The 19924-nt window shown below is 71.9% G+C and carries 17 protein-coding genes; 12 read left to right on the plus strand and 5 right to left on the minus strand.

Going from position 1 to position 19924, the window contains the following annotated elements; all coding sequences use genetic code 11:
• The first annotated feature begins 78 nt into the window (after positions 1-78).
• From ABWO84_RS02175 to ABWO84_RS02195, 5 genes are all read left to right on the plus strand, one after another.
• Entirely contained in the window at positions 79-792 is a 714-nt protein-coding gene (locus ABWO84_RS02175; protein WP_353112048.1) for an MgtC/SapB family protein, read from the plus strand.
• Between the two features lie 106 nt (positions 793-898).
• Positions 899-1489, plus strand: a complete 591-nt coding sequence (locus tag ABWO84_RS02180) for a PadR family transcriptional regulator (protein ID WP_353112050.1) — start codon at positions 899-901, stop codon at positions 1487-1489.
• Positions 1486-2205 (plus strand): ABC transporter ATP-binding protein, encoded by a 720-nt coding sequence (locus ABWO84_RS02185; protein WP_353112052.1) that lies wholly within the window; start codon positions 1486-1488, stop codon positions 2203-2205. Before ABWO84_RS02180 ends, ABWO84_RS02185 begins: the two co-directional genes overlap by 4 nt.
• Positions 2202-4892, plus strand: coding sequence for an FtsX-like permease family protein (locus ABWO84_RS02190; RefSeq protein WP_353112054.1), 2691 nt, complete (start codon positions 2202-2204; stop codon positions 4890-4892). Before ABWO84_RS02185 ends, ABWO84_RS02190 begins: the two co-directional genes overlap by 4 nt.
• Before the next feature lie 85 nt (positions 4893-4977).
• Positions 4978-6306 (plus strand): coiled-coil domain-containing protein, encoded by a 1329-nt coding sequence (locus ABWO84_RS02195; protein WP_353112056.1) that lies wholly within the window; start codon positions 4978-4980, stop codon positions 6304-6306.
• Positions 6307-6384: 78 nt separating this feature from the next.
• Here ABWO84_RS02195 and hpf read toward each other — a convergent pair whose 3' ends face one another.
• The 5 genes from hpf to mtrA form a co-directional block, all read right to left on the minus strand.
• Positions 6385-7044: a ribosome hibernation-promoting factor, HPF/YfiA family gene (hpf, locus tag ABWO84_RS02200; protein WP_353112058.1), complete on the minus strand. Its 660-nt coding sequence runs from the start codon at positions 7042-7044 to the stop codon at positions 6385-6387.
• A gap of 77 nt (positions 7045-7121) precedes the next feature.
• A complete protein-coding gene (locus ABWO84_RS02205; protein WP_353112060.1) occupies positions 7122-7811 on the minus strand; it encodes a ComF family protein in 690 nt (229 codons plus the stop codon).
• A gap of 87 nt (positions 7812-7898) precedes the next feature.
• Positions 7899-9599, minus strand: a complete 1701-nt coding sequence (locus ABWO84_RS02210) for an LpqB family beta-propeller domain-containing protein (protein WP_353112062.1) — start codon at positions 9597-9599, stop codon at positions 7899-7901.
• Positions 9596-11302 carry an MtrAB system histidine kinase MtrB gene (mtrB, locus tag ABWO84_RS02215; RefSeq protein ID WP_353112064.1) on the minus strand — a complete coding sequence of 569 codons (1707 nt, stop codon included), beginning with the start codon at positions 11300-11302 and terminating at the stop codon, positions 9596-9598. The genes ABWO84_RS02210 and mtrB overlap by 4 nt, the downstream gene beginning before the upstream one ends.
• Positions 11303-11309: 7 nt before the next feature.
• On the minus strand, positions 11310-11990 hold the full coding sequence (gene mtrA, locus ABWO84_RS02220; protein WP_353112066.1) for an MtrAB system response regulator MtrA: 681 nt from the start codon (positions 11988-11990) through the stop codon (positions 11310-11312).
• A 178-nt stretch (positions 11991-12168) separates the two neighbouring features.
• On the opposite strand from mtrA, the gene ABWO84_RS02225 reads away from it, so the two are divergent.
• From ABWO84_RS02225 to ABWO84_RS02255, 7 genes are read left to right on the plus strand one after another with little or no spacing between them, the layout of a single operon-like run.
• Entirely contained in the window at positions 12169-13692 is a 1524-nt protein-coding gene (locus ABWO84_RS02225; RefSeq protein ID WP_353112068.1) for a DUF7847 domain-containing protein, read from the plus strand.
• The gene (locus ABWO84_RS02230; RefSeq protein ID WP_353112070.1) at positions 13689-14333 is read left to right on the plus strand and encodes a DUF4129 domain-containing protein; all 645 of its coding nucleotides are present in this window, start codon (positions 13689-13691) and stop codon (positions 14331-14333) included. Before ABWO84_RS02225 ends, ABWO84_RS02230 begins: the two co-directional genes overlap by 4 nt.
• On the plus strand, positions 14330-15559 hold the full coding sequence (locus ABWO84_RS02235) for a DUF4350 domain-containing protein (RefSeq protein WP_353112072.1): 1230 nt from the start codon (positions 14330-14332) through the stop codon (positions 15557-15559). Before ABWO84_RS02230 ends, ABWO84_RS02235 begins: the two co-directional genes overlap by 4 nt.
• A gap of 47 nt (positions 15560-15606) precedes the next feature.
• The gene (locus ABWO84_RS02240; RefSeq protein ID WP_353112290.1) at positions 15607-16530 is read left to right on the plus strand and encodes an AAA family ATPase; all 924 of its coding nucleotides are present in this window, start codon (positions 15607-15609) and stop codon (positions 16528-16530) included.
• Positions 16531-17838, plus strand: a complete 1308-nt coding sequence (locus tag ABWO84_RS02245; protein WP_353112074.1) for a DUF58 domain-containing protein — start codon at positions 16531-16533, stop codon at positions 17836-17838.
• Between the two features lie 58 nt (positions 17839-17896).
• Positions 17897-18343, plus strand: coding sequence for a Fur family transcriptional regulator (locus ABWO84_RS02250; RefSeq protein WP_353112076.1), 447 nt, complete (start codon positions 17897-17899; stop codon positions 18341-18343).
• The gene (locus tag ABWO84_RS02255; protein ID WP_353112078.1) at positions 18336-19796 is read left to right on the plus strand and encodes a catalase; all 1461 of its coding nucleotides are present in this window, start codon (positions 18336-18338) and stop codon (positions 19794-19796) included. Before ABWO84_RS02250 ends, ABWO84_RS02255 begins: the two co-directional genes overlap by 8 nt.
• Positions 19797-19924: the final 128 nt, after the last annotated feature.

Here is a 19924-nt window from a genome sequence, read left to right on the forward strand (position 1 = left end):
CGCGGCCGGGGAGCGGGGCGGCTGGTCCGTCCCGCTCCCCGCCCTCTTCCCTCTTCCCCCTCCCCGAACGGAGCGGTCATGACCATCGACCTCCTCGACCACGTCCTGCGGATGATCGCCGGCGTCGGCCTCGGCGCCCTCGTCGGCCTGGAGCGGCAGTGGCGCGCCCGCACCGCGGGCGTCCGCACCAACGCGCTGGTCGCCCTCGGCGCAGCACTGTTCGTCGAGCTCGGCGCCCTGGCCTTCGACGGCCCCGGAGCCGACCCGACCCGCGTCGCCGCCCAGGTGGTGTCGGGGATCGGCTTCCTCGGGGCCGGGGTGATCATGAAGCAGGGGGCGAGCATCACCGGGCTCAACACGGCCGCGACGCTGTGGGCGTCCGCCGCCGTCGGCGCCCTCTCCGGCAGCGGGATGTATCTGCTGGCCGGCACCGGTACCGCGGTGATCATGCTCGCGAACACCCTGTTGCGTCCCCTCGGGCGGGTGCTCGACCGCCGTGCCGGCACCACGGGCCGTGAGCAGCCTCCCGCCGAGTATCGCTTCGTCGTGCAGTGTCCGACGGAAGCGGAGACGGCGGTGCGTTCGCTGGTCTTCGACGCCGTGCACCGCGACGGCTTCACGGTGCTCTCGATCGACGCCGAGGACGTCGCCGACGGTGTGCGCATCGCGGCGACGATCCTCAGCGCCGAGCGCAACGACGCCGGGATCGAGGAGGCGATCGCCGAGGTGATCCGCGAACCCGCCGTCACCGCCGTCCGCTGGAGCGCGCAGGAGCTCCCGGCCGCGGACTGACGCGCTGCTTGCGGATGAGCATGCTTTCTCGATATACATATACCGAGAAACGCAATACTCGGCATGGTGTTCCGGGCAACCGGCCGCCGACGGGGAGGAGATACCCATGTCCGTTCGTCAGAGCCTGCTCGCGATCCTCGACCAGGGACCGTGCTACGGCTACCAGCTGCGCGCCGAGTTCGACCGCCGCACCGGGTCGACCTGGCCGCTGAACGTGGGCCAGATCTACAACACCCTCGAGCGCCTCGAGCGCGACGGGCTCGTCGAGCGGGGGGACGCCGACGAGCAGGGCCACGTGTACTGGCGGATCACCGGGGAGGGGTCCCGGGAGGTGTCCGTCTGGCTCGCGTCTCCCGTCACCCGAGGCCAGGCGACCCGGGACGAGCTCGCGATCAAGCTCGCGGTGGCGGCCACCCTCCCCGGAGTCGATGTCGCCGCGGTCGTCCAGGCGCAGCGCTCCGCATCGCTGCGGCAGCTGCAGAACCTCAACCGGGCCAAGTACGCCGGCGACGACGGCACGCCGGAAGAGCTCGCGTGGTCGCTCGTCGTCGACTCGATGATCTTCTCCGCCGAGGCGGAGGTGCGCTGGCTGGACCACGTCGAGCAGCGCCTGGCCGCGCATCCGCAGCATGCCCTGGAGCTCGAGCTCTCCACCGATCGCCCCAAGCGCGGCCGTCCCGCGAAGGCGCGGTCATGACCGCCCCGGTGCTCCGGATGGTCGGAGTGTCGCAGCAGTACGGCGCCGGGGAGCTGGCGGTGTCTGCGCTGAGCGGCATCGACCTCGAGGTCTCCCCCGGGGAGCTGGTCGCGGTGATGGGGGCCTCCGGGTCGGGCAAGTCCACGCTGCTGTCGATCGCCGGCGGCCTGCAGACGCCGACGTCGGGCGAGGTGGTCATCGACGGATCGCACCTCAGCACCGCGTCGCCGAACGAGCTCGCCGCGCTGCGCCGGCGGTCGGTGGGCTTCGTGTTCCAGGACTACAACCTCGTACCGACGCTCACGGCGATGGAGAACGTCACGCTGCCGCTCGAACTGGACGGCGTCAGCCGACGGGCGGTACGGCGCGCGGGGAAGGACGCCCTGTCGCTCGTCGGACTCGCCGATCGGGGCGACGCCTACCCCGACGACCTGTCCGGGGGACAGCAGCAGCGGGTCGCGATCGCCCGCGCGATCATCGGCGGACGGCGTCTCATCCTCGCCGACGAGCCGACCGGTGCCCTCGACTCCGTGACGGGCGAACTGGTGATGCGGACCATGCGCGGGCGCATCGACTCCGGAGCGGCGGGCATCCTCGTCACGCACGAGGCACGCCACGCCGCCTGGGCCGACCGCATCGTGTACCTGCGAGACGGCCGCATCGTCGATGAGACCCGCCGGGACGCGGCGGAGTCGATGCTGGCGGTGCGGGCGTGAGAGGACCCCGAGCGGGCGCGACCCTGAGGCTGGCACGACGGCAACTGCTGCGCACGAAGGGCTCCTCCGTCCTCGTGGCTGCGCTCATCGCCGTCCCGGTCGCTGCGGCGACCGCCGGCGTGACCTTCATCGAGAGCCGCACGCCGACGCCCGAGCAACGGGTGACGCTGGAGCTCGGCCGTACTCAGTCGTGGATCGAGATCACCGGCGGCGCGGACGCGAGCCGTGTTCAGGCGATCGACATGCCGTTCCTCACAGAGGTCGCCCAGAACGACTCGGGCGCACCCCGCAACCCCGAGAAGGATCCCCCGAAGGGGCTCGAGGACGCGAACCTCCCCACGGGCACCGACGCCATCCCGATCGCCCTCTCGGGCGGCGCGCGCATGAAGACCCGCGACGGGATCGCGAGCTTCGACGTCGTCTCCGGCGACGCGTGGGATCCGCGACTCACCGGACGGTTCGAGCGGCTCGAGGGCAAGGCCCCGCAGCACCCCGACGAGGCGATGGCGTCGCCCGCCCTCCTCCGCCGTCTCGGGGCGGAGGTGGGCGGTGACGTGCAGCTGCCCGACGAAGGCAAGACCTATCGCATCGTGGGGACGATGCGCGCGGTCGACGGCTCGCGTGGCGCGGAGACTCTCTTCGTGCCGCTCGCGAAGGATGCGACCGGGCTCGACGGACCTCACGCGCTCACCTGGTTCCTCCCCGGCTGGCAGCCCGACGAGGCCCGGCTCGCGGCGCTGAACCACGCCGGCTACATCGCCTATGCCCGAGACCTGAACCTCGACCCGCCGGCGGGCGCCCGGATGCAGGTGCGGGAGCAGTCGGAGCAGGAGCGCTGGAACATCCTCTCCGTGCTGAGCCTCGGCGCGGCGTTCGCAGGGATCCTCGTCGCCCTCCTCTCCGCCGCGGCGATGGCGGTGAGCGCTCGGCGTCAGCAGCGCTCGCTCGCCGTGGTCTCGACGGTGGGCGCACGGCGACGGGACGTGTTCCGCGTCATCCTCCTGCAGGGCGGGATACTGGGGCTGGCCGGGGGCCTCGGGGGAGCCGCGCTCGGGATCGGCGCCGTCGCCGTGGCGCTGCCGCTGGTCGATCCCGGTGTGAAAGGGATGTTCTGGTCTTCCTGGGGCCTCCGCGTCCCGTGGACGATCGCCGTCGTCGTCGCCCTCGCCGTCATCGTGGGGCTCTTGGCCTCTGCCGCGCCCGCGCGCGCCGCCACGCACGGAGACGTCCTCGCTGCGCTCCGCGGCGCACGCCGCCCCGTCGAGATGTCGCGCCGACGTCCCGTCTGGGGCATCGTCATCCTCGTCGCCGGGGTCGCGGTCGTCATCGGCGGCGGCGTGCTCTTCGCCGTGGCGGCCGCGGCCGACTGGTCGGCATACGCGCGCCTGGCGATCCTCTGGTTCGTCGTGTTGGGTGTCCTCCTCGTGCTCACCAGCGTGATCCTCACCGGCCGGAGCATCCTCCAGCTCGTCGACCTCCTCCTGGCACGCTGCGGCACCGCCGCCCGGCTCGCCTCCCGCGATGCCCTGGCCAACTCCTCCCGCACGGTGCCCGCGTTCGTCGCGATCACCGCGAGTGCGGCGGTCGCGGCCTTCGTCCTCTCGGCCCTCGCGCTGTCGAGCGCGCAGACCGATCGCTCCTATGCGTGGCAGGGACCGAAAGGCAGCGTGATCGTCTCGTCCTGGGGGACGGCGGTCGGGAAGCCTCCGGCCTTCCTCATCGACGCCCGCCCCGACCGCATCGTGCCGATCGCGTCGACCGTCGACTCCGGGATCGTCCCGGACGGCGCTGAGAAGCTTCCCGAGGTCGTCTCCGTAGACACCTACCAGCAGGGCTCGGATGCCACGGCTCCCACCGGCTGGGTCGCGATGATGGGCACCCAGATCGCCGTCGTCCAGCCGGACGATCTCGAGGCCCTCACCGGGATCGCACTGTCCTCCGCCGAGCTCCGCGACTTCGCCGGCGGGGGCGTGATCGCCGCCGAGCACGCCATCGGCCCCGGCGGGAAGGTCTCGCTGTCCTTCTGGGAGCAGGCCGCCATGGCCGCGGCCGACCCGAGCCCGCTGCGCAGCATCGAGCTCGACGTCGACATCCGGCAGGGCAACGGCACGGCCTGGCCCGTCATCCTCTCCCCCACCGCCGCGGAGGAGGCGGGCATCGAGGCCTTCACCACGACGTGGGTGGGGATCTTCCGCACACCCGTCGCCGTGTCCGCACAGGACAGGATGCGCGCCGATGCGGAGACCGCGTCGAGGGGGGACGGCATCTACTCGGTCTTCGTCGAGAAGGGTCCTGACTCGACCCTCCCCTGGCTGATCCTCGTCCTCGCGGGCGTGAGCGTGATCGTGCTGGCCGCGGCGGGCATCACCCTGGGGCTGGCGAGGATCGAACGCCGCGACGACGACGCGACCCTCGCCGCGGTCGGGGCCACCAGAAGACTGCGGCGGGCCGTCTCGGCGTGGCAGGCGCTGATCGTCGTCGGCGTCGGATGCCTGATCGGCGTGGGCATCGGCGTGATCGGCATCTGGACCGCGACGCAGTCGATGCCCGGCTACTTCCTCATGCAGGATCTCCCCTTCGCTTGGCTGGCCCTGCTCGGCGTCGGCCTTCCCCTCGGCGTCGCACTGGTGTCCCTGACGATCCGCCCGACGCAGGCGGTGCTCACACGCCGGACCGCGATCGCCTGAGCCCACTGGATCCGCTTCGCCGCTGTTCGTCCAGGGCGAAGCGGATCCACAGCATTGCGAGCCGCCCGAAAAGTAGGATCTATCCATGTCCGGTTTCTGGGGTAAGCGCAAGCGCGAGCAGGAAGCACTCGCAGCACAGGACGCCGATCTGGCCCGCCGCGCCGAGCAGGCGCTGGTCGCGGCGGACGAGCGCATCCGCACCACGGGAGATGAGCTCGCGTTCGCGCAGGCCGAGCTCGGCGACGCGCTGACGGCCGATCTGAAGGCCGCACTCGACGCCGTGAAGACCCACATGCGCGAGGCGTTCCAACTGCACCAGCTGAACCACGACGAGATCCCCGACACCCCCGAGGAGCTCCGCACCCGCAACGCGCGGATCGCGCAGCTCTGCGAGTGGGCGGAGGACCTCCTCGACGAGAAGACGTCGGCGCTCTCCGACGCCGTCTCGCTGGTGCGCCGCTCCCCCGAGATCATCGCCCAGGTGCGCCGCGACGCCGAGTCCCTCACCGCCCGACTCCCCCAGGCGCGCGACACCGTCGCGCGCCTGGCACTGCGCTACAGCGACGAGGCCATGCGACGGATCGCGTCGTCGGCGAACGAGGCGGAGCAGCTCCTCACCTTCGCGACGCACGGCGCCGACGTCTCCGAGCGCCGCCGCGCCGCGAAGCAGAACGAGGAGGCGAACCTCGCGCTGGAGACCGCGACCGAGGCGGTTCGCCGCGCGACCGCGGTGATCGACGCCGTCGAGGACTTCGAGATCCAGGCGCTCCGGGCCGAGTCGACCCTCGCGAACGTGGCGGACGATTCCCGGGGCGACCTCATCACCGCCCGCTCCGCGCCGCAGACGCCGCAGGTGCAGGCCGCCTCGACCGCCCTGAACGCCGCTCTGAACGCGCTCGCACCCTCGGGTGCCCGCAACGACCCGTTCACCGAGCTCTCCGAACTGCGCGCCGCGAACACGGCGCTCGACGAGGCGGTCGCCGCCGCGCGATACCGCGCGGAGCATCCTCTGCCCTCGGTCGAGCAGGTGCAGCACTCGCTCGACGACGCCGACCGGCAGCTCGCCGTGGCTCAGGGCCTCATCTCCGGGCACCGCGGGTGGATCGGCGCGGACGCCCGCACCCGCCTCGCGGAGGCGGAGCGTCTGCGCGTCGACGTCCCCGGGATGCTTCCGGCCGAGGAGACCCGGGAGAAGGCACTCGCCAGCGCACGCCGCGTGGCGCAGCTCGCCGCGGAGGCCCTGCACCTCGCACAGCGCGACATCGACCAGTCCCGTCCGCGCGACGACGACGACTGGGGAGGCTGGGGCGGCGGCCAGGGACGGGGCCGGCGCGGAGGCACGGGCGGTGACATCGTCACCGGCGTGCTCGGCGGCCTGGTGATCGGCAGCATCCTCGATGGCATCTTCGACTGACGCGGATCTCCCGGCAGAGACATGACGAGAGAAGGCCCTCCCGAGCGGGAGGGCCTTCTCTCTGTCATGTCTCTGCGCTCAGGACGCGAGCGCCTCCGCGGAGGGAGGAGCCTGCGTGGCCAGAGCGATCACGCCGTAGTCCCAGCCCTTGCGGCGGTACACCACGCTCGGGTGGTCGGTGCGGACGTCCACGAAGAGGAAGAAGTCGTGTCCGACCAGCTCCATCCGGTCGACGGCCTCCTCGACCGTCATCCACTCCGCGTCGAAGTTCTTCGTGCGGATGACGACGGGCGAGTACACCTCGTCCTCGTCCGTCTGCACGGGGACGGTCCCGGTAGCGACCGCCTGCAGCACGTCTGCGGAAGCCGGCTGCACGTCGATCCCGGCGATCGATCCGCTGCCCTTCTCGAAGTGGGCGCCGCGGGGGTGCTGACGCCCGTCGATGCGCTTCTCCTTGGCACGGCGCAGCTGCTCGGCGAGCTTGTCGACCGCGAGGTCGAGGGCGACGAACTTGTCCCCGTCGACCGCCTCGGCCCGCACCACCGGGCCCTTCCCCACCAGCGTCAGCTCGACCGTCTCGTCCGGCACCCGGCCGCCGCGATACGCGCGGTGCGTGACCTTGACGTCGATCCGCTGGGCCTTGGCGGCAAGCGGTTGGAGCCGGCCGAGCTTCTCCTCGACAACCGTCCGGAAGCGGTCGGTGATGCCCACTCCGACACCGACGATGCTCGTTTCCATTCCTGCCTCCTTGTCCCGGTCCTCCCGGCCAAGGGCGGACCGTGGTCGCCTTGTGTCCCCCTACCGTAGTGCGCCGATCAGCGGATGTCACGACCCATTTTCACCGTGTCGCGATCCGCCGGCGTCCGGCCCGGCGTAGCCGCGAGAGCGACCGCGCCCACCACCAGGAAGCCGGCGGCCGAGAGCGCCCGCGCTGCCTCGTCGATCGTCGCGCCGGTGGTCACCACATCGTCCACGATGAGCACGTCACACCCCTGCCGCAGAGCCGCGCCGGCCCTCGCACGCACGCGCATCGCGCCGCGCACATTGCGGGCGCGCTCCTCGCGGCCGAGGCCCCGCTGATCCCGCGTCTTCCGTGCCGAAGCGAGGAGGCGGCACGATGAGCGCCCCGCCCCGCGGATCAGCGCTTCCGGCACGCGATACCCTCGCCGTCGGAACGCCGCACGGCCCGTCGGCACGGGCACGAGCAGCGCACCGGCCGGGGAGGGTGCGATCACCTGGCCCAGCGCCCGGCCCAGCGGGGCGGCGAGGAGCGTCTGCCCGTCCTCCTTGAGCCTGCGGACACAGCGGGCAGCCGCGCCCTCGTAGCTCAGCGCCGCGCGCACCTCCACGCCACCGGGCGTCGTCCGGCGCACCGCGACGGCGGCGAGCGCGGCGCCGCACGGCGCGCAGAGCAGGGTGCCGGGGGCATCGCATCCCGGGCATTCCGCCCCGAGCAGGAAGGCGAGGATCTCGCGGCCGGAGGCGCGGAGGGCGTCGGCGTTCATGCGTCGATGCTCTGCCCCGGTGACCCGGGCCGGTGAGCCAGAACGCCCGGACGGTGGAGAACGCCTGCGGATCCGCGCTATGTGCAGCTACTGTCCGGCCCGTGTGCCGAGCAGTTCGGCTTCGACGCCGGTCGCCTGCCAGATCGAGCCGCGCCTCGCGTAGACGACGCCGTTGGAGCCGAGGATCCGCACCCCGGACGAGGTCTGCGCTCCGGCGATCGCCATCGACCCCGTCGGCGCCGAGGAGGACTCCCCGGGGCCCCCGATCGTCTGGATGATCACCTGCGGGCTCTCCGCGCTGACCAGCACCGCGATCGCGTCGCCGCCCACCCAGGCGAGTCCCTGCGCCGGGCCGGACAGGCGCGCGACCGTCTCCATGGTGCCGAGCTGCACGGGGATGCCCTTGTCGTCGCGGACGACCGCGGCGACGACCGCGCGCCGCTGTCCCCCGACGGTCACGACCGCGGCGACGCGCGCGCCGTCGGCCGACACCCGCAGCTGGCTGATCGCCGAGGCGTCGCGCCAGGCATTCTCGACGTCAGCGGGGGCCGCATCGGCGCCGGTGACCTTCACCGCATGCGGATCGTCGCGCGGCACCGTCCAGGTGTAGCCGTAGATGTCGAGCGACGGCGCGATCAGCGACTTCCGGGTGTCGAGTTCAGTCGTGTCACCGTCATGCACGAGGTACACCCGGCCGTCGCGCAGCTGCACCGCCGCGCGGGAGTCGTTGACCGCGACGTCGACCGAGGCGAGGGGGTCGAGGATCTTCCCGATCTGCGCGGTGACGTCCCCCACCGCGCTGATCTCGTCGCCGACCGGCGTCCCGAAGCCCGATTTCGTGAGCACCAGCATCCCCGAGTCGGGGCTCTGCGTGTCGACCGAGGCCTTCCCCGCGTCGAGGGGCTGCCCGTCGACGGTGAGCTGCACCTCTCCGACGCCCAGCGGGGCGAGGCTCGCCTCGAGCTGGGTGCGCATGCGGGCGAGCGTCGCGGAGTCCTGCGAGAGCACCGCCGGCGTGAGATCGACCTTCGCGACCGCCTCCGCGGTCACCGTCACCGTGCTGCTCGCCAGCGTCACGTCGTCGGAGAACGCGCTGCGCACCCCGGGGGCGAGCCAGGCCGCCGGCTTCCCCCCGATGACCTTGCCGGCGACCGTCGTCGCGATGGACTTCAGACGCCGCGGGAACCAGCGCACGTCGGGGACCAGGTGCGTCCAGGAGCGGTCGAAGAACTGCAGCGCGTAGGAGTCGAACACCTGGGGGAAGAGCGCCTCGTCGAGGACGATCCCGTCCGGGGCCTGGGAGATGCGCCATTCGCCGTTCTGGTCGCGGATGACCTCGAACGTCGTCGGGCTCGGGCCCCGTAGCGGGGTGTACACGCCCTGGTCGTCGACGTTCGCGACCTGGTCGAGCTGCACGTCGACGTCCACGTTCTTCGACTTGTCGTCGACGTCGTGGCCGGGTGTGATCTGCCGGGAGCCCGCCGAGGAGTCGATCGTGACCCCGGCAAGGGGACGCCAGGTCTGCGCGGCCTTCTCGGTGAGGTACTTCCGCGCGATCTCCCAGTTGTCGGTCGGCGTGATCGCCGCATCGAGGAAGCCCTGCACGATCTGCGCCGGGCTCGCACCCTTCTCGGGGCTCGCCGCGATCTGCGTGAAGTCCGGGTCGGAGGGCTCGTCGCCCATGCCCCGCCCGACGCTGACGGGGCCGGAGGTGGGGAGCCCCGCGCAGGAGGTGAGCAGGAGGGTTGCGGCCAGGATTCCGGCCGCGAGCAGACGCAGGCGCTTCACGACCGCCTCCCGTCGTCGGAGCGCCCGTCGCCGGGGCGCTGGTCGGGGAACCGGTCAGCCAGCTCGGAGAGCGGGATCGGCTGGGTGAACGCGCCGAGGTCCACCGCGGTGTCCTGCGGCTCGAGCGGCACAGGGCTCTGCCCTTCGAGCGGACCGGACTGGCGCGGGATCGTCAGCACGAAGTTCGTCCCCACGCCGAGTTCCGACCACACCTCGAGCGTTCCGCCGTGCAGTCGCGCATCGCCCAGCGCGATCGACAGTCCGAGGCCGGTGCCGCCGATCGTGCGCTTGCGGGACGGGTCGGCGCGCCAGAACCGGTCGAAGACCCGCTCGGCGTCCTCCGGGCGCATCCCCAGCCCGTAGTCGTGCACCCCGGCCGCGACGGCATGCTGATTGCTGTCGACCGTGACCACGACCGGGCGACCCTCCCCGTGCTCGATCGCGTTGCCCACGAGGTTGCGCAGCACGCGGCGCACCCTCCTCGGATCCATGTCCACCGGGGAGTATCCGCCCGGTGCGACGAGCCGCAGCTCGGTGCCGTGCCCCTCGGCCAGCGGTCGCATCTGATCGACGATCTCCTCGGCGAGCTGCGCGAGGCTCGTCGCCTCGACCTCGAGCTGGAGCGAGCCCGCGTCGTAGCGGCTGATCTCGAGCAGGTCGGCGAGCAGTGTGTCGAAGCGCTGCACCTGCGTGTGCAGCAGCTCCGCGGTGCGCGCGGTCGTCGGTTCGAAGGTGTCTTTCTGGTCGTTGATCATGTCGGCTGCGAGACGGATGGTCGTCAGCGGCGTGCGCAGCTCGTGCGACACGTCGGAGACGAACCGCTGCTGCACCATCGAGAGCTCCCCGAGCTCCTTGATCTGCGATTCGATGCTGTCCGCCATCGCGTTGAACGACCGCCCCAGCACCGCGAGCTCGTCCTCGCCCCGCACGGGCAGCCGCACCTGGAGATCGCCGGATGCGAGGCGCGCACTGGTCTCCGCCGCCTCGACGATCGGTGTGGACACCGCGCGCAGCACGAGCCAGGAGATGGCCGCGACGATCGCCACGAGGGCGAGCCCGGCGAGCCAGAGCGTGCGTTGCACGAAGAGGAGCGTCGCATTCGTGTCGCTGATGTCGAAGGCGATGTACAGCTCGTACATCCCCGCTCCCGGCACGAGGAGCTGCTGCCCGACGACGATCCCGGGGCGGTCCGGGCCATCCGTGGTCGGGATCGCGATCGACTGCCAGTACTGGCGGCTCTCGAACTCATCGACCCTCGCCTTCAGCCCGGACGACAGCTGGGCCGAGGTGATGCCGTTGACGAAGTCGTTGGGGAAACGACTGACGTTGTCGGGGCCGCGATAGGCGGCGACCAGCTCGGTGGCCGCCGTGCGTGCGATCTGGCGCTGCACCTGGAGCCACACCGCCTGCATGGCCGCCCTGTCGTCGCCCGCGGCGCTCGAGTCCAGAGTGCGCTGCGCCTCGGTGGCGGCGCGCTGGGCCTTGAGCAGCGCGTCGTCCTTTCGGGACTGGAAGAGGTCGTTCTGGATCACCAGGGCCATCGCGACGCATGTGACGAAGATGGCGAACGAGGTGAGCAGCACCGTGATCGTGATCGTGCGGAAGCGCAGCGAGCGCCGCCACAGTCCGGCGAGGGACCGCGGCCAGCTCCGCCAGTCGCGCAGCAGCGCGAGCCGGGCGGGCATCGCGCCAGACGTGGTCATCGTGACCTCAGCCGACGCTCCCGGCCCGGTAGCCCACTCCGCGCACGGTCATCACGATCTTGGGGTTGTCCGGGTCGAGCTCGACCTTCGCGCGCAGACGCTGCACGTGCACGTTGACCAGGCGGGTGTCCGCCTTGTAGTGGTAACCCCAGACCTGCTCCAGCAGCATCTCGCGGGAGAACACCTGCTGCGGCTTCGAGGCGAGGGCGACGAGCAGCTGGAACTCCAGCGGCGTCAGCGCGATGGGGGCGGTCCCCCGGCGCACCTCGTGCCCGTCGACGTCGACGACCAGGTCGCCGACGCGCAGCACCTCGCTGGTCGTCTCCGGGGCGGGACGCAGACGCGTCCTGATCCGTGCGACGAGCTCTTTGGGGTTGAAGGGCTTGACGATGTAGTCGTCCGCGCCGACCTCGAGGCCGCGCACGATGTCGGCGGTGTCGGAGCGCGCGGTGAGCATGATGATCGGCACTCCGGACTCGGCGCGGATCCGCGTGCAGATCTCGATGCCGTCCATGCCGGGCAGCATGAGATCGAGCAGCACGAGATCGGGTCGCTCCGCGCGCCAGCGGTCGACCGCCTGCGCTCCGTCGGCGCAGAACAGCGCCTCGAAGCCCTCGGTGCGAAGCACGATGCCGATCATCTCGGCCAGCGCCGTGTCATCGTCGACCACGAGGATGCGTGACGTCATATCCGCCCAGCCTCAACATTCCTTGTCCCTCACACGGCGCAACGAGGCATCCCCAGATGCGACCGCAACTCGTCTCAGCTTACTGAAGGATGTCCGGATCGCCAGGATGCCGCGCAGATGCTCGGGACGGAGGGTGCGGGTGTGACACGATGGGATGGCACGGGCGGAGGGAGTGCGAGTGAGCGGTCAGACGTGGACCCCGGCACCGAGGAAGGGCGCGATCCCGCTGCATCCGATGACGTTCGGGATGCTGCTGGGCAGGGCCTTCGCGGCGCTGCGACACAACCCCAAGGTGCTGTTCGGCTTCGCGGCGGTGGTGCAGCTCGCGAGCGTGCTGATCACGGGCGTGGTGATGGGCGCCGTGTTCGCCCTCTCGTATGCGCGGCTGCGGACCGTCTCGCCGAACTCCCCCGACTACTCCGCGATCATGGCGGGAACCGTGGGCATCAACCTGCTCACCGGGGTCGCGCTGGTCTTCGCGACCGTCGCGCTGACCGCGATGCTGCAGGGCGTCGTCGCGGCGGACGTGAGCTTCGCCGCCGTGGGCCGTAAGGCTCCGCTCCGGCTCCTGTGGGGGCGGATGAAGCCGGCCTTCTGGCGGCTGGTCGCCTGGGCCCTGCTGCAGGGCCTCGCGGTCTTCGGCTTCTTCGCCATCGTCCTGGGCATCGTCTTCCTGGTCTCAACGAGCGGCGGGTTCAACGCGTTGCAGGCGACCGGGCTCATGGTTCTCGTCACGATCCTGCTCATCCTCGCCTGCATCCCCCTGTTCGTCTGGTTGAACACCAAGCTCCTCCTGGTGCCCAGCGCGCTGGTGCTCGAGCGGGCGAAGCTCCGCCCGGCGATCGTGCGCTCGTGGCGCCTCATCCGCGGTCGCTTCTGGGTCGCCTTCGGCGTGACCTTCCTCATCAGCTTCATCATGGGCATCGTGGCGAACGTCGTGGCCGTGCCCACCTCGCTCGCGACCTCGCTCCTCCTCGGGACGATCGCCCCGACCGGCGCGCCCGACCCATCGTCGATCACCTCCCTCCTCGTCGCGACGCTCCTGCCCCAGGTGCTGACTTTCGCCGTCGGCGCGATCGCCGCCGTGGTGCAGAGCACCGGAGCGACTCTCGTCTACATCGATGCACGCATGCGCTACGAGGCCCTCGACCAGTCCCTGATGTCCTATGTCGAGCGCAGCTCGCTCGGCTGGACGGACGAGCAGCTCGGCGACCCCTACGCGGTGGATCCGGCGCGTGCGGTCACCTCGACGCCGCCGCCCAAGCCCCAGCCCTACGTCCCGGCTTACGGTTACGGCGTCCCGGGACAGCCCGGCGCCCCGTACGGACAAGCACCGTACGGACAAGCACCCTACGGACAGGCACCCTACGGACAGGCCCCGTACGGACAGGCACCCTACGGACAGGCACCCTACGGACAGGCCCCGTACGCACAGGCTCCCTACGGACAAGCCCCGTATCCGCAAGCCCCCTCTGGGCAGGTGCCCCAGTACGGACAGGCACAGCCCTACGGCCAGGCGCCTCAGGGACAGTCGCCGCAGACGCCCGCGCACTATGCACACGCGTCCGCCGCCCCGGCGGCGTTCCCGCCTGCGCCACCGGCCGCCGCCCCGGCGCCGGCCTCCCCCGACGGCGAGGAAGGCGGACCGTCCGCTCCGTCGACGATCGACTCGCCCTGGGCCCCGCCGGGCGGCCGCACATGAGCCTTCTCCCCGTGCTGCAGGACGTCTTCGTCCCCGACGGGGACGAGGCGCGTCGGTGGGCCGAGGAGGAACTGTCCAAGCCCGCCTACGAGGCGGCGAAGCCCACCTGGTTCGATGAGCTGTGGCGCGCCATCGGAGAGTTCTTCGCGAACCTATTCTCCAACGGGAACGCTTCCGGCGTCGCACCGCTCGCGATCGTCGTCATCGTGCTCATCCTGCTCGCCGCGGTCGTGGTCGCCCTTGTGGTCTGGGGCCGCCCGCGCTCATCCCGCACGGTGCGCCGCTCGGGGCAGCTGCTCGGCGAGCGCGACGACCGCTCCGCGGCCCAACTGCGTGCCGATGCGGAGCGCGCCGCCCGCGACGGCGACTGGGACGCGGCCGTCGCCCTGCGGTTCCGCGCGATCGCGCGGGGTCTGCTCGAGCGCGACCTCATCGATCCGGCGCCCGGGGCCACGGCGCAGGCGATCTCGCGCGAGGCGGCGATCGCATTCCGCGCCGAGGTCGAGCCCCTGCACGAGGCGGCGACGGCGTTCGACCGCGTCCGCTATCTGCGCATCCCCGCGGACGAGTCCGACTACCGCACGATCGCCGCGCTCGACGAGCGCCTCGGTGCGCTGCGTCCCGAGGCGGTGCCGGCATGACCTCGACGACGCCGGACACCGGCGAGGCCGTCATCGAGACCCCGAGCACCACCGCCGCGGCACGACAGCGCGGACGCTGGCGCCGCGCGCTCGGCTGGGTGCTGATCGTCCTGCTCGCCTGCGGCGGCGCCGCCGTCGCCGCACGGATGGTGGCCACGGCTCCGACGGCGACGGGGGTGCTGAGCCCCGAGGGGACGAACGATGTCGGGGCGAAGGCGCTCGCCGAGCTCGTGCGTCAGCAGGGCGTCGAGGTCATCACGACGCGCAGCCGCTCGGAGGCCGCGGCGGCGATCACCGACGACACGACGCTGGTGCTGAGCGATCCCTATCAGCTCACCGACGAGGGCGTCCGAAGCCTCCTCGACAGCGCCGACCGCGTCGTGCTCCTGAGCAGCAGCAGCCGCACCCTCCGGCTGCTCGGCCTCGGCACGAACGCGTCGTCCGCCGGCGGCGCCGTCGAACCGGGCTGCGCGATCCCCGAGTTCGCGAAAGTGGGGAAGATCGTCCCCACCCGCGTGTTCGCCCCTGACGCCTCCGCCGACGCGTGCTTCGTCGACGAGGAGGGCAATGCCGCCGTGCTCCGAGGCGAGCCCGGCGGCCCCACCGTCACGATCGTGGAGGGCACCGCCCTGTTCACGAACGCGCACGTTGCAGAGAACGGCAACGCCGCGCTCGGACTGGCCCTGCTCGCGCAGACCGGCCGCGTCGTCTGGTACGAGCCGACGCTCGCCGACACCGACCGCACCGGCGAGGAGCCCGACACCCTCGGCACCCGCACGCCCGACTGGCTCACTCCGGCCATCGTGATGCTGCTGCTCGCCGGCGTCGCCGCGACCCTCTGGCGCGGACGCCGGTTCGGCCCGCTCGTCGCCGAGAACCTGCCGGTCACCGTCCGCGCATCGGAGACGATGCACGGCCGGGCCCGGCTCACGGCGAAGGCCGCGGACGCCGGGCACGCCGCCGCCGAGATCCGCGACGGGACCGTCCGCCGCCTCGCCAAGCGCCTGGGGCTCAGCGACCGCGCCGCGCCGCATGAGGTGGCCGACGCCGCCGCCGACCGGCTGCGCATCCCGCGGGGCTCGCTGCACGATCTTCTCGGGGGCGACCTGCCCGCGAGCGACGTCGACCTCGTGGACACCGCGCGCCGCCTCGCCGAGCTCGAGGCCGCCGTCGACAGCACGATGCGTTCCGCAGGGAACGCGCCCACCGAAAGGAACACTCCGTGACCGACGAGAACACGATCACGTCAGACGACGCCGCCCTGCGCCAGGCGATGCACCGGGTGCGGCTCGAAGTGGACAAGGCCGTCATCGGCCAGGCGGGCACCGTCACCGGCCTGCTGGTGTCGCTGCTGGCACGCGGCCACGTGCTGCTCGAGGGCGTGCCCGGAGTGGCGAAGACGCTGGTCGTGCGCTCCTTCGCCCGCGCGCTGGGCCTGGACACGAAGCGCGTCCAGTTCACCCCCGATCTCATGCCGGGCGATGTGACGGGCTCTCTGGTCTACGACGCCCGCACCGGCGAGTTCGAGTTCCGCGCCGGGCCCGTGTTCACCAACATCCTGCTCGCCGACGAGATCAACCGCACGCCCCCGAAGACCCAGGCGGCGCTGCTCGAGGCGATGGAGGAGCGCCAGGTGTCCGCCGACGGCGCCAGCCGGCCGCTGCCGGATCCCTTCCTGGTCGCCGCGACGCAGAACCCCGTCGAGCACGAGGGCACCTATACGCTGCCCGAGGCACAGCTCGACCGCTTCCTCATGAAGCTGGTCGTGGGGATGCCGGAACGCGACGCCGAGGTCTCGGTGCTGCGTCTGCACGCCGAGGGCTTCTCCCCCCGTGCGCTCAGCGGCGTGGAGCCGGTCATCACCGCGGACGAGATCCGCGCCGCCCAGGATGCCGCCTCCCGTGTGCAGGTGACGGACGAGGTGCTCGGATACGTCGTCGACCTCGCGCGCGCCTCGCGGCAGTCGCCCTCCGTCGAGCTCGGTGCGAGCCCCCGCGCGGCCACCGCGCTCCTCGCGGCGGCGAAGGCCTGGGCCTGGCTGAACGCGTCGAGCGCGGTCACCCCCGACCACGTGCAGACGATGCTCATGCCGGTGTGGCGCCACCGGCTCCAGTTGCGCCCCGACGCCCAGATGGAGGGCGTCTCGGCCGATGCCGTGCTGGGCTCCGTGGTGCAGCAGACCCGGGTGCCGATCTGAATGTTCTTCACCGGCCTGCTCGTCCCCCTCGTCGCGCTCGGCGTCGTGCCGATCGTGCTGCTCGACGCGGCCGGGGTGCCCCCGTGGCTGACGTTCGGGGCGTGGCTCGTGCTGTGCGCGCTCCTGGTGGCGCTCGACGTACTGCTCGCCCCGAGTCCGCGGCAGGCGGTGGTCTCCCGCCGGGTTCCCGCCCGCACCCGCCAGGGCGAAGGGGTGACGGCGAGCCTCGCCGTGGAGAACACCGGCCGCCGCACGCTCCACGCACGGATCCGCGACGCCTGGCAGCCGACCGCGGGGGCGCCCGAGGGGCGGATCCGGATGGCGATCCCCGCCGGGGAGCGCCGTCGCGCGGAGATCCCGCTGCTCCCCCGCCGACGCGGTGAGCTCCGCAGCGAGTTCGTCATGATCCGGTCGCGCGGCCCCCTCGGCTTCGCCGGACGCCAGGCGCGGCACGACGTGCGGGGCGCGATCCGGGTGCTCCCGGCGTTCTCCTCCCGCAAGCACCTCCCGTCGCGACTGGCCCGGCTGCGCGAGCTCGACGGCAACACCTCCATCCAGGTTCGCGGTCAGGGCACCGAGTTCGACTCCCTCCGCGAATACGTGCGGGGCGACGACGTGCGGTCGATCGACTGGCGTGCGACCGCCCGCGCCGGGACGACGATGCTCCGCACGTGGCGCCCCGAGCGCGACCGCCACGTGGTGATCCTCATCGACACGGGGCGGACCGCCGCGGCCCGAGTCGGCGACGGCACCCGGCTGGACGCCTCGCTCGAAGCCGCGCTGCTGCTCTCGGCCCTGGCGAACCGGGCGGGCGACCATGTGCACCTGTTGATGTTCGACCGGATCGCGCGCGCCCGGGTGACCGGTGTCGACGGCACCGCGCTCCTGCCCGCGATCACCGACGCCATGGCTCCCGTCCACGCCCAGCTGGTCGACACCGACTGGCCGAGCGCCTTCGCCGCCATCCGCTCCCTCACCACGCGCCCCTCCCTCATCGTCGTCCTCACCGCGCAGGACGCCGCGGAGTCGGCGAGGGGCTTCCTCGGGGCCTTCCCGCAGGCGAGCCGCGCGACGACCGTGCTGGTCGGCTCGACCACCGACGACGCCATCACACAGCTGGCGCGGCAGCGGGACACGCGCGCCGACGTCTACCTCGCGGCCGCGGCGGAGCGGACGATGCGGGACGCGGAGATCGTCGCCGATGCGATCCGCCGGGCCGGCGGGGAGGCTCTCGCCGCCGATCCGGAGGCCCTTCCGCCGCGCATCGCCGACCGGTACCTCGAGCTGAAGGCGGCCGGCCGCCTGTAGGCGACACGCCAGTCCCGACTCGCTGGTTATCCTGAATCATTCAGGATAAGATGGGGGCATGAGCGCCCCCGCCCCCGTCGTCGACATGCCTCAGCGGCTCCGCGATGCGGGGCTGCGGGTCACGGCGCAACGGGTCGGCGTGCTCGACGCCGTCGCCGCCCGCCCGCACGCCTCGGCCGACACGGTCTTCGCGGGCATCCGCGACGCCCTTCCCGGCGTCGCCCTCGCGACCGTGCACAGCATCCTGCACGACCTCACCGCCGCCGGCATCCTGCGACGCGTGAGCCTGCCGGACGTCGGCAGCGCGCTGTACGAGATCCAGCACCGCGACGACAACCACCACCACGTGCAGTGCGTGTCGTGCGGACGCGTCGAGGACGTCGCCTGCGCGGTCGGATCCGCCCCCTGCCTCCATCCTTCCCACGACCACGGCATGCGCATCCTCGAAGCCGCGGTCACCTACCGAGCCCTCTGCCCAGATTGCGAAAGGAACAGCAATGGCTGACAAGCCCGCAACCACCACCCAGACCGGAACCCCGGTCGCGAGCGACGCGCACTCGCTCACCGTCGGCGCCGACGGCGTCACGGCGCTGCACGACCGCTACCTGGTCGAGAAGCTCGCGTCGTTCAACCGCGAGCGCGTGCCGGAGCGCAACCCCCACGCGAAGGGCGGCGGAGCGTTCGGCGAGTTCGAGGTCACCGAGGACGTCTCGGCGTACACCCGGGCGGCCGTATTCCAGCCCGGCACCACCGCCGAGGTGCTGCTGCGCTTCTCGTCGGTCGCAGGCGAGCAGGGCTCCCCCGACACCTGGCGCGACGTGCGCGGCTTCGCCCTGCGCTTCTACACCACCGAGGGCAACCTCGACGTGGTCGGCAACAACACCCCGACCTTCTTCCTCCGCGACGCGATGAAGTTCCCGGACTTCATCCACTCGCAGAAGCGCCTCGGCGCCTCGGGCCTGCGCAACGCCGACATGCAGTGGGACTTCTGGACCCTCTCCCCCGAGTCCGCGCACCAGGTGACCTACCTGATGGGCGACCGCGGCCTGTCGCGCAGCTGGCGGCACGTCAACGGCTACGGCTCGCACACCTATCAGTGGGTCAACGCCGCGGGCGAGCGCTTCTGGGTGAAGTACCACTTCCTGTCGCAGCAGGGCGTCGAGCGCATGGACGCCGCCGAGGCGGAGCGCATCGCCGGGGCGGACGCCGACTACTACCGCCGCGACCTGTTCGACGCCATCGACCGCGGCGACTTCCCGAAGTGGGACGTCTACGTGCAGGTCATGCCGTACGAGGACGGCAAGACCTACCGCGTCAACCCCTTCGACCTCACCAAGACCTGGCCGAAGGCGGACTACCCGCGCATCAAGGTCGGCACCTTCACGCTGAACCGCAACCCGCGGAACTTCTTCGCCGAGATCGAGCAGGCCGCGTTCTCGCCCGGCAACCAGGTCCCCGGCACCGGCATCTCGCCCGACAAGATGCTGATGGCGCGCGTGTTCTCCTATGGCGACGCGCAGCGCTACCGCATCGGTGCGAACTACAACCAGCTGCCGGTCAACCAGCCGCACGCGGCCGAGGTGCGCAATTACATGCACGAGGGCCAGATGCAGTACCACTTCAACGGCCCCGAGCACCGGGTGTACACCCCGAACTCGTACGGCGCCGCCGGCGGCCCCGAGGCCGATCCGCTGCAGGGCGTCGAGGCGAGCTGGGAGTCGGACGGCGAGCTGGTCCGCGCCGCCGCCACCCTGCGCGCGGACGACGGCGACTTCGTCCAGGCGGGCATCCTCTACCGCGAGGTGTTCGACGACGAGCAGCGCGCCCGCTTCGTCGACACCCTCGTCGGGCAGTACGGCGGCCTGACCGTTCCCGCCGTCCAGGAGCGCTTCTTCTGGTACTGGGGCCAGGTCGACGCGCAGCTCGGTGCCACGCTGCGCGAGCGCACCGGCGCCTGACGCCCTCCGTAAGCGCCTCCCCTCCGCCTCGTACGGACGGGAGGCGCTTCGGCGTGTCCGCCCTGTGAGGTCGCTGAGAGTGAGCGATCATGTGATCGCGCGCGGTATATCGCCTCGCGCCCTCAGGA

Source organism: Microbacterium sp. (assembly GCF_040394595.1).
Lineage (GTDB): Bacteria > Actinomycetota > Actinomycetes > Actinomycetales > Microbacteriaceae > Microbacterium.

Excerpts from the sequence above, each read along its gene's own strand:
- mtrA (WP_353112066.1), bottom strand. The coding sequence starts at position 11,990 with ATGACGTCACGCATCCTCGTGGTCGACGATGACACGGCGCTGGCCGAG.
- ABWO84_RS02185 (WP_353112052.1), top strand. The coding sequence starts at position 1,486 with ATGACCGCCCCGGTGCTCCGGATGGTCGGAGTGTCGCAGCAGTACGGC.
- ABWO84_RS02175 (WP_353112048.1), top strand. The coding sequence starts at position 79 with ATGACCATCGACCTCCTCGACCACGTCCTGCGGATGATCGCCGGCGTC.
- ABWO84_RS02250 (WP_353112076.1), top strand. The coding sequence starts at position 17,897 with ATGAGCGCCCCCGCCCCCGTCGTCGACATGCCTCAGCGGCTCCGCGAT.
- ABWO84_RS02240 (WP_353112290.1), top strand. The coding sequence starts at position 15,607 with ATGCACCGGGTGCGGCTCGAAGTGGACAAGGCCGTCATCGGCCAGGCG.
- ABWO84_RS02195 (WP_353112056.1), top strand. The coding sequence starts at position 4,978 with ATGTCCGGTTTCTGGGGTAAGCGCAAGCGCGAGCAGGAAGCACTCGCA.
- ABWO84_RS02255 (WP_353112078.1), top strand. The coding sequence starts at position 18,336 with ATGGCTGACAAGCCCGCAACCACCACCCAGACCGGAACCCCGGTCGCG.
- ABWO84_RS02180 (WP_353112050.1), top strand. The coding sequence starts at position 899 with ATGTCCGTTCGTCAGAGCCTGCTCGCGATCCTCGACCAGGGACCGTGC.
- hpf (WP_353112058.1), bottom strand. The coding sequence starts at position 7,044 with ATGGAAACGAGCATCGTCGGTGTCGGAGTGGGCATCACCGACCGCTTC.
- mtrB (WP_353112064.1), bottom strand. The coding sequence starts at position 11,302 with ATGACCACGTCTGGCGCGATGCCCGCCCGGCTCGCGCTGCTGCGCGAC.
- ABWO84_RS02230 (WP_353112070.1), top strand. The coding sequence starts at position 13,689 with ATGAGCCTTCTCCCCGTGCTGCAGGACGTCTTCGTCCCCGACGGGGAC.
- ABWO84_RS02235 (WP_353112072.1), top strand. The coding sequence starts at position 14,330 with ATGACCTCGACGACGCCGGACACCGGCGAGGCCGTCATCGAGACCCCG.
- ABWO84_RS02205 (WP_353112060.1), bottom strand. The coding sequence starts at position 7,811 with ATGAACGCCGACGCCCTCCGCGCCTCCGGCCGCGAGATCCTCGCCTTC.
- ABWO84_RS02245 (WP_353112074.1), top strand. The coding sequence starts at position 16,531 with ATGTTCTTCACCGGCCTGCTCGTCCCCCTCGTCGCGCTCGGCGTCGTG.